General features: G+C 38.3%; 17 protein-coding genes. 2 read left to right on the forward strand and 15 right to left on the reverse strand.

All coding sequences use genetic code 11. The annotated features are described in order from the left end of the window. Positions 1-31 precede the first annotated feature (31 nt). Entirely contained in the window at positions 32-1,369 is a 1,338-nt protein-coding gene (locus Q0625_RS05940) for a DUF4041 domain-containing protein (RefSeq protein ID WP_298824481.1), read from the forward strand. Between the two features lie 29 nt (positions 1,370-1,398). Then, on the forward strand, positions 1,399-1,968 hold the full coding sequence (locus tag Q0625_RS05945) for a hypothetical protein (RefSeq protein ID WP_298824483.1): 570 nt from the start codon (positions 1,399-1,401) through the stop codon (positions 1,966-1,968). Between the two features lie 28 nt (positions 1,969-1,996). Here the strand turns inward: Q0625_RS05945 and Q0625_RS05950 are convergent, their stop codons facing one another. The 15 genes from Q0625_RS05950 to Q0625_RS06020 all read right to left on the reverse strand — a co-directional run bounded on the left by Q0625_RS05950 (position 1,997) and on the right by Q0625_RS06020 (position 13,703). Further along, positions 1,997-6,346 (reverse strand): tape measure protein, encoded by a 4,350-nt coding sequence (locus Q0625_RS05950; RefSeq protein WP_298824485.1) that lies wholly within the window; start codon positions 6,344-6,346, stop codon positions 1,997-1,999. A 262-nt stretch (positions 6,347-6,608) separates the two neighbouring features. Continuing rightward, on the reverse strand, positions 6,609-7,094 hold the full coding sequence (locus Q0625_RS05955) for a hypothetical protein (protein WP_298824487.1): 486 nt from the start codon (positions 7,092-7,094) through the stop codon (positions 6,609-6,611). Positions 7,095-7,096: 2 nt separating this feature from the next. Continuing rightward, positions 7,097-7,591: a hypothetical protein gene (locus tag Q0625_RS05960; protein ID WP_298824489.1), complete on the reverse strand. Its 495-nt coding sequence runs from the start codon at positions 7,589-7,591 to the stop codon at positions 7,097-7,099. Positions 7,592-7,603: 12 nt separating this feature from the next. Next, complete coding sequence (locus Q0625_RS05965) at positions 7,604-8,020, reverse strand: hypothetical protein (protein ID WP_298824491.1); 417 nt, start codon at positions 8,018-8,020, stop codon at positions 7,604-7,606. After that, positions 8,017-8,463: a hypothetical protein gene (locus Q0625_RS05970; protein WP_298824492.1), complete on the reverse strand. Its 447-nt coding sequence runs from the start codon at positions 8,461-8,463 to the stop codon at positions 8,017-8,019. The genes Q0625_RS05965 and Q0625_RS05970 overlap by 4 nt, the downstream gene beginning before the upstream one ends. Next, positions 8,460-8,786: a hypothetical protein gene (locus Q0625_RS05975; protein WP_298824494.1), complete on the reverse strand. Its 327-nt coding sequence runs from the start codon at positions 8,784-8,786 to the stop codon at positions 8,460-8,462. Before Q0625_RS05975 ends, Q0625_RS05970 begins: the two co-directional genes overlap by 4 nt. Before the next feature lie 2 nt (positions 8,787-8,788). After that, on the reverse strand, positions 8,789-9,115 hold the full coding sequence (locus tag Q0625_RS05980; RefSeq protein WP_298824497.1) for a DUF6706 family protein: 327 nt from the start codon (positions 9,113-9,115) through the stop codon (positions 8,789-8,791). Between the two features lies 1 nt (position 9,116). After that, positions 9,117-10,196: a major capsid protein gene (locus Q0625_RS05985; protein ID WP_298824499.1), complete on the reverse strand. Its 1,080-nt coding sequence runs from the start codon at positions 10,194-10,196 to the stop codon at positions 9,117-9,119. A gap of 22 nt (positions 10,197-10,218) precedes the next feature. After that, positions 10,219-10,590 (reverse strand): hypothetical protein, encoded by a 372-nt coding sequence (locus tag Q0625_RS05990; protein WP_298824501.1) that lies wholly within the window; start codon positions 10,588-10,590, stop codon positions 10,219-10,221. A 6-nt stretch (positions 10,591-10,596) separates the two neighbouring features. After that, complete coding sequence (locus Q0625_RS05995; protein ID WP_298824504.1) at positions 10,597-11,253, reverse strand: spindle pole body component Spc42p; 657 nt, start codon at positions 11,251-11,253, stop codon at positions 10,597-10,599. Between the two features lie 170 nt (positions 11,254-11,423). After that, entirely contained in the window at positions 11,424-11,945 is a 522-nt protein-coding gene (locus tag Q0625_RS06000) for a hypothetical protein (protein WP_298824506.1), read from the reverse strand. A gap of 6 nt (positions 11,946-11,951) precedes the next feature. Next, positions 11,952-12,473 (reverse strand): glucosaminidase domain-containing protein, encoded by a 522-nt coding sequence (locus Q0625_RS06005; protein WP_298824509.1) that lies wholly within the window; start codon positions 12,471-12,473, stop codon positions 11,952-11,954. Then, positions 12,454-13,065, reverse strand: coding sequence for a hypothetical protein (locus Q0625_RS06010; protein ID WP_298824512.1), 612 nt, complete (start codon positions 13,063-13,065; stop codon positions 12,454-12,456). The genes Q0625_RS06005 and Q0625_RS06010 overlap by 20 nt, the downstream gene beginning before the upstream one ends. Before the next feature lie 22 nt (positions 13,066-13,087). After that, positions 13,088-13,408 carry a hypothetical protein gene (locus Q0625_RS06015; protein WP_298824515.1) on the reverse strand — a complete coding sequence of 107 codons (321 nt, stop codon included), beginning with the start codon at positions 13,406-13,408 and terminating at the stop codon, positions 13,088-13,090. Continuing rightward, positions 13,392-13,703 (reverse strand): hypothetical protein, encoded by a 312-nt coding sequence (locus tag Q0625_RS06020; protein WP_298824518.1) that lies wholly within the window; start codon positions 13,701-13,703, stop codon positions 13,392-13,394. The genes Q0625_RS06015 and Q0625_RS06020 overlap by 17 nt, the downstream gene beginning before the upstream one ends.

A 13,703-nucleotide genomic window follows, 5' to 3' on the forward strand; every position in this document is an offset into this window, starting at 1 on the left:
CTTGAATAATAAAATTTGATAAATACTTACTATGGGTCTTTTTGATTTCTTAAAAAAGAAAGAGTTTGACAGGATAAAAGAATTGGAGAATAGAGTAAAGGAGTTGGAGGCTAAAAACAATTCTTTGTCTAAATATTTACCATTAACAGATATAGAAAGCCAAATAGAAAAACTAGAGCAAGACAAAATTAATATATCTAAAGAATATGAAAGTCTTAGATTTCATTATCATAAAGCCCTTGCAACTTATGAAGAATTAAAAAAGAAAATAAGTGTTTTTGAAGATGATTTGGAAATGGCTGAATATGGAGTCTATCAGCCTCATTTCAGTTTTGAAACATCCGAGGAATATAAACAAAAAATTCTTTTTTATAGAAACGAGGCTAAAGCTATGATAAAGGAAGGTAGTGCGGTAAATGGAGGAGATACTATTACTTGGAATGGTAGTCTTTCAAAAGGGCAAGTAATGGTAAAAAGAGAAAAGCAATTGATGTTACGCGCTTTTAATGGTGAAACAGATAGTTTTATTGCTAATGTAGATTGGAATAACATAAAAAAAATGGAAGAACGATTAAATAAATCGTTTGAAGCTATCAATAAAGTATATAAAGATCAAGGAATATCAATTTCAGAAATCTATAAAGAATATAAGACTTGGGAATTACAGCTCACTTATGAATATAAGAAAAAACTGCAAGAAGAGAAGGAAGAGCAAAGAGCTATCAGAGAACAAATGAGAGAAGAGGAGCGGGCAGAAAGAGAACTCGAAGCTGCAAGAATAAAAGCAGAAAAGGAAGAGATAATGTATATAAAAGCTCTCGAAAAAGCAAGAAAGGAAATAGGTACTGCTGTTGGTAAAAAGCAAGAGGAATTATTACAAAGAATAGCAGAACTTGAGGCGGGACTTATAGGTGTAGAAACATTGAAACAAAAAGCTATATCAATGGCTCAACAAACGAAAATGGGGTATGTATATGTTATTTCTAATATAGGTGCTTTTGGAGATGATGTTTATAAAATAGGAATGACCCGTAGGCTTGAACCCACAGAAAGAGTAAAAGAATTGGGAGATGCAAGCGTTCCTTTCCCTTTTGATATTCATGCTATGATATTCTCTGAAAACGCTCCTGAATTGGAATCAAAATTACATAATGTATTTGCAAACGAACGTGTAAATATGACTAATTATAGAAGAGAATTTTTCAATGTATCATTGGATCGTATAGAGGAGGAAGCAAAGAAATTAGGTGCTAAGGTAGAATTTACAAAACTTGCGGAAGCAGAAGAATATAGGGAAAGTCAGATATTGAAAAAGCAAATAAATCAACAGACAATGCAGAATATAAAAGAATTTCCTGATACAATATAATGAAAACTAATAAATTAAACATATAACACATGAAAAAAGTATTATTGCTCATTATGAGTTGTGTCCCTTTTTTAGGGTATAGCCAATTTATATTAACAAAAGACGGAATGGTTGATGAAAAAGACCCAAGCAAAAACTACCTTGTATATAATTTTGAAGGAAAAACTGCTAATGAATTGTATATAAGTGTCCTTACTGCTCTTACAAATTATTATGTTTCTGCAAATGATGCTATAAGTAAAGTTGAAGGGAAAATAATCTCTATCAATGGAATTGAAAGTGGAGGTATTTGTTATGGTAATTTTATGGGGGGATGCAATCGTAAGTTTGATTTAGAGTACACTATGACTATAGATTTTAAAGATAATAAAATAAGAATAAACACCCCTATCATAGCGAAGACCAAAGGAGATGGATTTAATAATAATCATAGATATTCTTTAGTAGGTGGTGGTGGTGCTTTTGGTACTTATAGTACATTTAACAAAGATGGGAAATTGAAAGATGAAAATTCAAAAAATAGTATAGAAAATTTTTTTAACACATTGGTTAATGCAATAATAAAAGATATTGACAATCGAAACAAAGATGATTGGTAAAATAAAAGCCCCAATTAAGGGGCTTTTATTATGGCTTCAATTTAATGCCTTTAGTAGTAAGTTCATCTATTCCTCGTTTCACTCCTGCCATATCCTTTTTCATTCCTGATATATCATCTTTTACTTGGTGAAGTTGGTATGTATTGGTATCAATGTTTGCAAGGTGTCTTAATTGTCTTTCTGAAAGACTCACTAAAGATTGGTGCATTTCCTTTACGCCATCAACCGTTTGCTTCTCTAAAGCCGTCATAAGTGTAAAACGTCCATTGAGTTCTTCTCCTGTGTCTTGGCTCATACGTGTAAATCCTTTTTCTACGGCTTTTCGTTGCTCGTTGAGGAAATCAAAGCCATTCGCTTTACCCATCTCGTTCCATTGTTTAAGGAATGTTTCCATTTCTGAAACCTTACCTTTCATAGCGTTACCAAAGTTAGACACTAATTGAGATGACTGTCTCGCAAAATTTTCACTATCACCACTTTCTTCTCCTGCTTTTTTTAGTTTTTTCTGAAGTTCTTCGAAAGGTTTAGATACATAGAGTTCATACATCAGTTGCTTTCCTAATTTGCCTATTACACTTCCTACCGATTTAGCAAAACTATCAAAAGCGTTCTCTCCTTTCTGTAGAGCATTATATACGTTATCTGTAATAGATTTACCAAGTTCGCCAAAAGTATTTTTAATATATTCATCAAACTTTTTTTGTGCTTCTTGAGCTCGGTCATATTGGTTTATTATTTCTTGTAGTGCTTCCTTTCCTCCTTCTCCAAATTGTTCTGTTTTGACTATACTTTCAGCTAATTCTCTATTAAATTCTCCATTTGACTTAATTAAGTCAGGATACATTGATGTTAATTTGCTATAGTCATTAACTGATTTTCTCCACCAAAGAAAACCTTCTTTATGACTTCCTGATACAATATTGATTTTATCTAAAGAAGTTTCAAACTTATCATTTGTACTCTTTATTTTTTTATACTCTTCATAAAAATTATAATCTTTTGCTGTGCGGGTATCCCAATAACTTCTAACATTCCCATCATCAAATAAATTCTTTTGTAACTTTGTCCATTCATCATTGTATATCTTTAGATATTCTAATGAATTTGCGATTTCTTTAGTTCCAAAAACAGAAGTGTTTCCTTTCATTAGCATTCGTTCTTCCCAAAGAAGTCTGTTATATTCACTCTGCTGAGCTAATTTTGAAGCGGCGATTTCTTTAAGTTTCTTTTCATGTTCCAATCGTGCTTTTGATTGTGCCTCAAAACCCGATGCAACTAATCCTACTACAGCTCCGATAACAGCACCCCAGCCTCCTCCTATAGATCCTCCTGTCTGCGCCATTGATAATGTACGGTTAAGAGTATTGCTTACCGTTTGCATAGTTTGTCCTATACGTTTCAATGTCTCATTCCCATTACTCTGCCCCAGTTTTTCAAATTCTTGTCCTAACTGTCCAAACTCTCCAGTAATTGACTGAGCATCTGAAAGGACTCCTTGAAGCGCTTCTTTCCATTCTATCGTATTGGGCTTAAACTTAAATAGTGCCTGAATGTTTTTACCAAGCCTGCCAAATACTGTATCACTGCGATCAGCTGTATCTCTTGCCTGCTCTAATTGCTGTTTAAGGTTTTGGATAAACTCTACATTGTCCTTATAGCTCATGTCAAGAGTACTTGCTAAGGCGTCAATCTCGGCTTCAGCATCGGCTATGGTCTCACGTATCTCCTTGACAGTCTTTTTGCTCATATTCTCAAAGAGTTTAGCAATGGCTGTACCCTCTTTCTTGTAGAGTATGTCCAATTTCTTAAGCTCACGAGCTTTTTCGTCTTGCGCTTTCTTCACTTGTGGAGCGTCTGCCCCTAACTTGCCTTGTAAGGCGGCAATGTCAGCGTTGTACTTCTCCTCAATGGCTTTGCGTTGGTCTGTATAGGTTTGGTACTTCTCCAATAGCTCTTTATACATAGCCTCCTGCTGGCGGGTATATTCGTCTAAATTGTCCTGGTTGAGGACTTCCTGATTTTTAGCTATTCTTGCCTTTTCTTCTTGAATGGCTGGGGTATCAGTGTTAAAATATTGCCCTTTCTTCCACTTGCCCTCTGCTTCTGCTTTCTGCTTCTCTGTTTCAATAAAAGCCTGTAACTCATCTTCTCCTTTTCGCTTGATTGTCTCGGCTCGTTTCTCATACTCAAGAACAAGCAAGGCGTTACGTTTTTCTCCGCCGTCCTTCATTGCTCTGATTTTAGCTTCGTCCTCCTCAAACATTCTATCCTTTTCCAAACGTTCCTTGTCCCTTTTATCCTTTTCATAGTCAAAAGTAGGGAGTTCGGATTTGGTTTTGGCGGCTTTTGCTTTTTTATCATTACCTACTGAAAAATCATCATATACTTTTTTTGCTTGTTTAAGGTTCTCCTTAGCTTCAGCAACAGCTTTCTGATAGTCACTTTCAGTTTTATATCCTGCCTTGTTGTTGGTAATATCTGCAAGTTCTTGCTCTGCTTTCTTCACCGCAGTAGCATACTTTTTGGAAAGGTCAGTATAACTATATGTCTGCTCATGGAGTTTATCCAATTGTGCCTGTAAGGTCTTTGATTGTGCTTGTAGTTCTTCTTCGTTGAAAGCAAACCAATCACCTCCGAAATTCACCCCATGAGAAGCCCATTTGTTACCTGCTTTCTTCTGCTTTTGCAAGTCCGCAATTAGTTTTTGTCTGTGCTCTAACTCTCTCTTAATCTCTTCCTCTGATAGGTTTTTCACATCCATGCTCCAAGCGGCTACTCTGTCACCTTTTACATCACCATGCTTAATTTTAGATTTTTCAGTAAGATATTCTAATACTTTTTTTCTCTGATTTTCAGAACCTAATATAAAACCTCGTAAATCCTCGTTAATTCTTCCATATAACCCTGTATCTAATATGTATTTTTTGTAACTATTCTTGTCGTATGGAGATTTCATAAACTCTTTAAATGTTTCAACATCTGATTTAGAGTTTTTATAATCATTGTTTCGTTTATTTACAGCTTGTTCAGCATCATATTGGGCTATCTCCTGCTTGAGTTTAAGTATATCTGCTAATTTAAGAGTCTCAATATCATACTTAGCAAAGATATTAGGGTATTCATTTTGCAATGCAATAAGGGCTTTTTGTCGCTCTGTATCTGCTAATGCTTGATTAGTGGCACTCTCTATCAGGTCGTCAATCTTTTGCTTATGCTGCTGCTCCCAGTCTATGGCTTGCTGCTTTTGGTTGTTATAATCCTGCTGTGCTTTCTCAGCGGCTGTGGTGTTATCCTTTAGCGCCCATATAGCAGCTCCTAACCCCACTACAGCGGTAGCTACCAGTACATAAGGATTGGCTTTCATAGCGGCATTGAGGGCTTTAGTGGCAACAGTAGCTGCATTAGTAGCAATAGTCTGTATCCCCTTTGCAATAGCATCTTCCTTAGCTGCTACTGCCCAGCCTTTGGTAAGGGCAATATTCACCAATACAGCTGTACGATATGCCCCATAGGTTGCAATAAGCCCCGCTATCACCTTACCCAAGGTTTGATAGTTCTCTACCAAGAAAGCCACGCTTGAGATAGCTCCTGAAGCGATTCCTTCAGTAGCCTTGCCTATCTCGTTGAGCATATTGTCAAAGTTATCTTCCAAGTTGGACAATTGGCCGCTTAGGGTTTTACTCTGCTCTGCCATTAGGTTGTAGAAAAGCCCGCCCTCGTCTGTCATACCCTTGATAACGGCTTGTACTTCAGGAAAGCCTATCTTTCCCGCGCTGACCATGTCTTTAATCTCGGTTTCACTCTTACCCACAACCTTACTCAATTCAGCAATGATAGGAATACCTGCATTCATGAACTGGTATAGGTCATTCGTCATTAGCTTTCCTTGTGCTTTGACCTGTCCATACACATGAATGAGTTGTCCCATAGGCACGCCTAATCCCGCAGCGACATCACCCATACGCCTAAGCGTCTCCGTTACTTCCTCTGCAGGAACTTGAAAAGCAAGCAAGCGCTTAGCCCCCTCTGATACTTCTTGTAGTCCGAAAGGGGTTTTAGCTGCCAAATCAGTCATTTGTGCCATTAGGGCATTGGCTTTCTCTTTGCTCTTTAGCATGGTGCCAAAGGCAATTTCAAGTTGTTGAAACTGGGAGCGAACGGCTATCACTTGTTTTATAAAGGCAGAGGCTCCCTGAAAAGTGAAATAAGCAGTCGCCCCCTTGATGAGGTTCTGCCATACTTGCGCTTGCTTCTCTCCCTCTTCTTGGGTTTTCTTGGTTAAGCTCTCAAATTGCTTTTTGATAGCTTCTATATCTTTCTTTATATCACTTTGGTCTGCTCTTACTTCAAAGAGTAGTTTTCCTTCGTTTTCTTGCATAATATTAATGATTAGTGGTTAGTGATTAATGATTAGCTGCCATAGTCTAACAACTAACAACTAATCGCTAACCACTACTGAAGTGCTTTTAATTTTGAAAGAAAGCCCGCAAAGTCAGTTCGTGTTTCATTTTTTGGTGCTTCCTTTTTATCTTTCTTATCGTAATCATACGAGGGTATCACAGAGCTATATAGCATTACGTTGGCATAGCTCATATTTAGGACATAGTCAAAGGTTAGCCTATATTGCTTGGCAAACGAGCCTACGAGTCCCCAGATACTATCGTTTCGTTCTCCACTTCCTTCGTTGGTTTTGTTATCATCATTCCTTTGAGGGAAGTGGAAATGACGAAAAAAGAGCGTATATCCATTTGCCCTAATGCCTTAAAAAAGGCTTCAGAGAGTTCAGATACTGGGGCTTTGGTGAGTTTTTGGACTAATACCTCCCCTTGGGTAATATGCTTCTTTCGTTTCCAAAACTGCCAAAAAGGCGGGCGTGCTGTCTCTGTGAAGCGGTTACCTAAGAGGATAACAGCCACAGCCCATGCTATATTCTCATAATCTTCCGCCTTATGAACAATAGAGCCGAATATATGCTTCTCGTCAATGGTATCGGCGGGTATCTTGCTGATGTACTTTGAAGCCCTTACCAGTGTAATAATAGAGGGCGGAGCGACTTTATACGCTTCGCCCCCAATGATTATTGTGGTTGGTTCTTCAAGTAGTGTTTGTGCTACTTTTTCTTCCATAATTACGCTACCCTTCCAATTGAAAATAATCCTTTAGCAGTCTTAATTATAGTCATTTCAAGATCTACACAATAACCATCTTCACCTCTATAGGTAGGTTTCCCACTCATAGAGCAATAGAAAATATCTATTTTTTCACTGCCTGATGTTACAGGAGTAATAGAAACTGAAAATTTCTTAGTAGATATAAGAGACTTGACGATAAGATTATCACCTGACTCCTCAATATCCCAAATTTCAGAAATTAGAGCCTTATTAAGGTTCTTAACTGTAAGTTTAGCTTTTAATGTGGGTTCTCCTTTTAATTGGTCAATTACCTCTCCACCAATTGCAGTAAACTTGTACTCTTTTCCGTCTTCTGTTTCCAAAGAATAACTATCTTCTTTGACAACTCCTAATGTTTTAAGGACTGTACCCATAGAACCTCCTGCTCCAGGCGCACCATACTTGAAAACTACTTTTCCCCAAGCGGTGTCATTACTATCTGTATATGCCATAATGTTAATTTTTTAATTATTAAAAGTGTTATACCTAAATTTAATTTTTGCGTTGATGAAAAACTGCTTTATATCCCTTTCCTCAAAGGTCTGTATCATCTGATGAAGCTCTAATCTGTAATTGCGTAGGGCCGTTTTTGCATTCTCTATGATTGGCATTAAAGCCTGCTCGATAGTATCACATCGTACGAAGTCTTTCATGTACTGATTATCGTTATTTTTGACCATAGGGACAAAGATATTGATATTGACCACGCCTGTTTGATATTGACCATCTAAGCCTGTAAGGAACGATATTACACAATCCTCTTTCTGTGAGTTCAAGGGTCGTACCCCATTGCGGTAGGTTTGCCCGTTGATAAGCGGGTTTATCTTATCCTTAAAGTACTTATATAGGTCGGCTTCTATTTGTGAGGCTGTTTTTTTCATTGAGATAATGCTTTTAAGAGTTTCGGAACTTCTCGCTCGGCCAATAGTTCAGCGGAAGTAAGTACATTGTAATTACGGGCTTCTACATAGCTTGCGTACTTCATTCCTGCAACCACCACAAGTACAAACCCCTTTGGATATTGAGATATTACCTTATTGATGAATGCTTCACCCTCTTTTTGTCCGTCTTTTCCTTTCTTTGTTCCTCTTTCAGTAGGAGTAAATCCCCCTTTTTCAATGGGTTTGCCGTCTTTCAAGACAATATACCCAATGGACGAACGGAGGTTACCAGTTCTATCCTGATAGCTACCATATTCACGTGCTTCATTGATACACTTTTCACCTACAAAGCGCAGGATACGAACGATTTTCTCCTCGTATTTGGCTATCTTTTCTTGGAGCATACGCTCAATATCTGCGGGTGTGAATTGTGGTGTTATCATACGAATATACGGCAATGGAAATAATCAGTGGAAAAACGAATTACCTGCTTTTCAAGGCGGATATTACCCTCGTTATCTACTACCTGAACCGTGGTGCCTGCTGTTATGGTAGGCGTTCCTTTCGGAGCATAGATAGTAGCGGTACAATCAAAGATTTGCCCATCTACTTTAGTTATCTTTTGCCCTGCTCCTGCTATCTCATCACGACATACACCTACTTCCTCCCATGTCATAGGGTTTGTGGGGTAGGTAGGTATGCCATCTTCATTGATAGTTGGCTGTTGGGACACTTTTTTTCTAAGTAAATAAGGGTATATCTTCATCTTTAAAACATATTGGTAATATCTCTTACAGTGGCTTTTTCCTCCAACAAATTCACCCTACCGAGTTGCTTACAAAGGAGATTGTAAAATGCTGTAATAGCTGATTTGTCATAAGAAAAGGATAAACCACCCTCAGAAAAGGACACTGGGCGCAATAAGAGTTCAGGAATGAGATTGTAGAAAAACAGCTTTGTCTTTCTCTCATTCTCCTCGTTGAACTCATCTGAAAGCCCCAATCCTACCCGTTGCATTTCTGCAATGAGTAGGGTCGTGGGGTATTCTACATTCCAGAGTTTGAGTTTTTCATCAATATACGCTTGCGCTGTCATTTTAGAACTTTGTTTTGATGATGAGTTTGCGCTTAGAGTCGTTCAATACAGGAGTAGCGAACGCTGTAGCTTTTGTAGATACTGATATAGGGTCTTGATGCCCAAAAGTATTTACCAAAATGAAGTTATCCTTAATAGATTTACTCATCACATCGGCAAAGTCCATTGTGAACTCTGGAGTAGTCGTGTATTGAGTACTACCCAACAATGCTGAAGTAGAGAATAATATGTTACCCTCTTCCCAACCATTTTCCATTGTTACTGCTCCGTCTCTACCCTCAAAGCTGATGAAAGACTCCCATACCTTGATAATAGGCAATCCACGTTCAGCAAGTTCGGCATTAAGTTGTTCTAAACGCACATCGGGCAAAATGGTAGTAGCGTTGATAGGAACGCCTAACACAAAAGCACGTGTATTTTTGTTCTTCAATACCTGATTGAGAGTGGCACGGCTCATAGTGATAGTGGTATAGCTGTACCCTTTGCCTTTGGCTTCTTCTTGGTATTTTTCGATTTCTTCTACAGGATTTGCATCGGCATCCGTCCATTTCTTGAGTGCGTTTTGTGTTTTCACCTTGAAGTCTACCGATACATTCACTACTCCATCATTATTGGTAGCGGTAGTTTTGTATTTACCAGTAGACACAAGTTGTTTAGCCATCCACTCCATACGAGCATTTATACCATCAATACAAAAACGAGGGTCTTCGTATATCTTACCAGTCAATTGGTTTTTTATACCTGCATTAGTAGGATTAGCATTTACTGCATAACGAAGTTGCTGAAGCGTAATGAGGTCTTTTTCGTTTAATTTTCTGGCAATTTCTACTTTTGGGATTTCTCCTTTGATACTTTCCACAAATTCACGCCCTTTAAGTGGTGCTTTTGAGCCAATAGCTACTATGTCAGCCATTATTTTAGCCCCATCAGTTCCCTCAATATTAGAGTAAGTAAGATAAGGGTTGAACGACAAAGGAAAATATTCACGGTAGCGTAACTCTCCTAATGGGTAGGCTTGAATAACAGCATTCATATTAGGCTGAGAAAACTCAGGGATAATGTTGTTTGCGTTTATATTCATCTGTTTTTAGTTTTTAAGATTATTAAATGAATGAGATACGTGGTAAAGCAGTACGCAAGAAAGCTACCCCTGCCTTTTCTTTGTCAGGTAGCGCCTCTTTACGTGCTGTTCCCGCCATTACGACTGCTACGAGCGGCATATCGTCAATGACTACATCGTGAGCGGTTAGCCCAACGGCTCCCGCAGTATTAGCTTGTGAAAGGGTTTCATTTACCACCTTGAAAGTACCATCTGTATTAGGTACTACAAGAGTGCCTGCGGGAATAACTCCGTCAGTAAAGCGTGCCTTAGCAGTAGTAGGGTCTATATACACCCCACCAGGGTAGGTAGCATCCTCTTGGTCAAATACGACTATTTGGCGACCTGCTTTGTCTGAAATTTGGACTTGTTTCATAAGTGTTTACTGTTTTTTGAAAGTTTCATTAATATAGGCTTGTACATCTGCTGATACGCCATTAGCATCAGTACCACCTCCTAACACATTACTTGAATGAGAGGAAAGCCCTGTATTGGCTTGGGTCTGTAAAAACGCTTGTTCATCAGCTTTTAGTTCGCTGACAAAGGCGTCCATTTCGGTATCGTCTTTGAAAGTACGCCCTAAGTGATGTTTGTAGAACGGCTCCGATACCCCCTGCGCTTTGAGTTGGTTCAGGAAACGTTCCTTAGCGGTTTGTTGTAGCTTCTCTTCTTGAAATGCTTGAATAGCCTTACCTTGATTGGTAACAGCTTCCAAAAGACCCTTTGCCCACGCTGGCATTTCGTCAGGTTTAGGTTCTGTGGGTGGAGCAGGAGGATTTGGATTAGATTTAGCCCTCACTTCTTCGAGTTCTTTCTCTAATTTCTTGCGAGCTTCCTCAGCTTTTGTAAGGCTTGTGCGCCCTTTGTCTGCTACTGATTGCAATAGCTTGACTTCTTCCTCAACTCCTTTTACGGCGTTTTCAATTTCCGTATCGTCTTTAACCGCAGCCGCTAAGCGAGTAGCGATTGCTTTTAAGATGTTTTCCTCTAACCCCAAGTGCGCATACTTGGTTTTGAGAGCTTGTAGGATTTTTTCCATAAGATGTACAATATTTGTTTTACCGCAAAGGTACGCAAGGGCTTGAGAATAAGATGTATATCAGTTTGTATAAAATTTGTTTTTTCTTTGTATTTTTTTTGTTTTTCTGTTTGTTTGGGGATAAAAATGCCATGCAATAAAAAAAGCCCTCACTACGAGGGCTTAATTATTTACCGAAACAGCTTAAATCTCCACAAGAGCAAGGCAATCACTCCAATCAGCAAAATGCTAATAATAAGGGCAAAGGGAATTGTTCTAACTTCTTTCTGCACCTGCTTAGTGGCTTGTGTATATTGGCTTTGTGTCTCGGATCTTTGGCTTATCTTATTATCTATATAAAGAGTACTATTAGCTTGTTGCAAGCTCTTAGAAAGGTTGTCTATGGTTTTAAGAGTAACCTTTCCGCCCTGTACTCTTATGGTCTCCTTGTCGCCGTCCCTGATACGATAATACACCACTTCCTTTGCGTTACCTACACTGTCCTTATCACTCTCAAGGGAGATTTCATAGGATTGGGATTGTTGTACCTCAAAAGCGCTTACCTTTTGGGACTTTTCTACGTGTGTGGAGTTGTCTTTTACCTCCTTCCTTTCGCTCTTTTGCTCTTCTTTCAGCTCGGTTCGGTTTGATTTCTTGCTCCCGCAACCGAAAAGCACCATAAGAGCTAATAGTAAATACAATTTCTTTCTCATACATAACTATTTTACTTTTTCAATTTCTTTAATTAGTGCTTTGAGGCTCTCTGCATAGTTCGGAGCAGTGGCATAGCCTGCCTTTGCTACTTCCTCGGCAAACTTGTAAGGGTCTGCTTTGACATCTAACGCCTTGGCGTATCGTTTGTTCCTGAAAAAGAAATTAGCGTGGTCTGTAAAGCATTCTTCAGGGGTATCGTATTTCATAAACCAATCTCGTACGATATACAAGTATTTGCCGTCTGTACGCTTGGTGATACTAATCACTTCAGGGAATTTGCTATTTTCGTTAGGAGTAGTGAGTACCTCTGTTGTTCTTAGGAGTTGTTTTTTCTCATTGGGAGTGCTACTAATAAGGCTCTTAGGTACTTTTATACCAAAGAAATTATTCCCTATAGGACTTTTCCCCCATGCACTCTCCAAACCTGCCTGAGCAAGAATAAAGAGGTGAGAAATACCTGTCTTTCGCTCGCTTTCAAGAGCTACTGGCTTGTAGGTTTGGATAAAATTAATCTGTGTTTGGTTCATTGTCTTCTGTTTTAGGTTCGTTTGTTTTTGTTCCGTTTATTTCATCAAAGAAATCTTTTAATTTGCCCTCCCTTTCATAGTTATATAAGGCTTTCATAACGAATTGAGGAGGAAACTTCCCATTTGTAAGGATAAATGCGTTCTTTAGGATTTTACTCACTGGATATAGTAATGTGGTGAGTTGTACTACGCTTTTAAACATCTTACCCATTTCAGATTCATCAAGAGGGATGCTAAGCAAGGATAAGGAAATATAAACAACCGCTATGATAAAGACCATTGTTGCGTTTTTGACAAGAGCGTCCTTGATGTCAAAGGTTCCTGCCTTAAAATGATACACCCCTCCTACCAAAGCATTAAGCAATAACGCTGTACAGATACCTGCATAAAAGAACTCATTTTTGTCTTTCCACATAGAGAAATATGAGTACAGCATCAACAAAGGAATGCTTTTAAAAAAGGCAATGAAGAAGTAATACACCCTATCTCTGAGGTGTATCTTATCGTCAAAGTAGAATAGTAGTACCACTGGAGTTGCCCATATAGCCACCTTCATTTTAGCTTTTAAAAACCATTGTAAAAGTTTATTCATAGATTTAGAATTAATTATTTAATCATTGTCCCCAAAACCACCATATACCCCTTACCTTGAGGTAGTTGAGGTTGCTTTGGTTGTTGTAGGCTTCCCTTTCAAAGATGATATTGCGGTAAGCCTTATCCCAATTGCGATAGCGTAAATACTTGAAAAGAAAATCAAGGAAATACCAAATGGCAAAGAGGAGTATCAGTAGTTCCTTTTGCTGTCGCAAGTGGATACGTTCATGATTGATAAGCTCTTTATCGTACTTATCACTATCGTTGCGAACGAAGATGAAAGGACATAGGGTGATTGCCCTATATCCTTTTGGCACGAGAAACCTATTTTTCCTTACCATTGGCTTTTGGTTTTTCAGTGCTTTCTCCTTTGATAATAGTCATAGAAGCCTCGTGAATGTGCTTGTATAACTCAATATCTGAGACTTGGAAATTGTTATTTTGCACATCAAAATTGTGCTCAGTTACAGTTCCTTGGATAGGCACAATGTAATTACCTGCTTCGTCCTTTCGAGAGGCCGAGAAAGTCACAAAGTATGGTTTTTGGTCTTTCTCAAATTCGTAAGAGTAAATAATGTTTACTCCATGCGCTTCTTCTTGCGCTGAGATACTTGTTTTTTGTTGAATGATTTGCAT

Origin of the sequence: uncultured Capnocytophaga sp. (assembly GCF_938029845.1) — a bacterium.
GTDB lineage: Bacteria > Bacteroidota > Bacteroidia > Flavobacteriales > Flavobacteriaceae > Capnocytophaga.

What these genes read in the sequence shown, in the direction of transcription:
- Q0625_RS06005 (WP_298824509.1), bottom strand. Translation starts at nt 12,473, where the DNA reads ATGAACCAAACACAGATTAATTTTATCCAAACCTACAAGCCAGTAGCT.
- Q0625_RS05940 (WP_298824481.1), top strand. Translation starts at nt 32, where the DNA reads ATGGGTCTTTTTGATTTCTTAAAAAAGAAAGAGTTTGACAGGATAAAA.
- Q0625_RS05945 (WP_298824483.1), top strand. Translation starts at nt 1,399, where the DNA reads ATGAAAAAAGTATTATTGCTCATTATGAGTTGTGTCCCTTTTTTAGGG.
- Q0625_RS06010 (WP_298824512.1), bottom strand. Translation starts at nt 13,065, where the DNA reads ATGAATAAACTTTTACAATGGTTTTTAAAAGCTAAAATGAAGGTGGCT.
- Q0625_RS05985 (WP_298824499.1), bottom strand. Translation starts at nt 10,196, where the DNA reads ATGAATATAAACGCAAACAACATTATCCCTGAGTTTTCTCAGCCTAAT.
- Q0625_RS05950 (WP_298824485.1), bottom strand. Translation starts at nt 6,346, where the DNA reads ATGCAAGAAAACGAAGGAAAACTACTCTTTGAAGTAAGAGCAGACCAA.
- Q0625_RS05970 (WP_298824492.1), bottom strand. Translation starts at nt 8,463, where the DNA reads ATGATAACACCACAATTCACACCCGCAGATATTGAGCGTATGCTCCAA.
- Q0625_RS05955 (WP_298824487.1), bottom strand. Translation starts at nt 7,094, where the DNA reads ATGGAAGAAAAAGTAGCACAAACACTACTTGAAGAACCAACCACAATA.
- Q0625_RS06000 (WP_298824506.1), bottom strand. Translation starts at nt 11,945, where the DNA reads ATGAGAAAGAAATTGTATTTACTATTAGCTCTTATGGTGCTTTTCGGT.
- Q0625_RS05995 (WP_298824504.1), bottom strand. Translation starts at nt 11,253, where the DNA reads ATGGAAAAAATCCTACAAGCTCTCAAAACCAAGTATGCGCACTTGGGG.
- Q0625_RS05990 (WP_298824501.1), bottom strand. Translation starts at nt 10,590, where the DNA reads ATGAAACAAGTCCAAATTTCAGACAAAGCAGGTCGCCAAATAGTCGTA.
- Q0625_RS06015 (WP_298824515.1), bottom strand. Translation starts at nt 13,408, where the DNA reads ATGGTAAGGAAAAATAGGTTTCTCGTGCCAAAAGGATATAGGGCAATC.
- Q0625_RS06020 (WP_298824518.1), bottom strand. Translation starts at nt 13,703, where the DNA reads ATGCAAATCATTCAACAAAAAACAAGTATCTCAGCGCAAGAAGAAGCG.
- Q0625_RS05980 (WP_298824497.1), bottom strand. Translation starts at nt 9,115, where the DNA reads ATGACAGCGCAAGCGTATATTGATGAAAAACTCAAACTCTGGAATGTA.
- Q0625_RS05975 (WP_298824494.1), bottom strand. Translation starts at nt 8,786, where the DNA reads ATGAAGATATACCCTTATTTACTTAGAAAAAAAGTGTCCCAACAGCCA.
- Q0625_RS05965 (WP_298824491.1), bottom strand. Translation starts at nt 8,020, where the DNA reads ATGAAAAAAACAGCCTCACAAATAGAAGCCGACCTATATAAGTACTTT.
- Q0625_RS05960 (WP_298824489.1), bottom strand. Translation starts at nt 7,591, where the DNA reads ATGGCATATACAGATAGTAATGACACCGCTTGGGGAAAAGTAGTTTTC.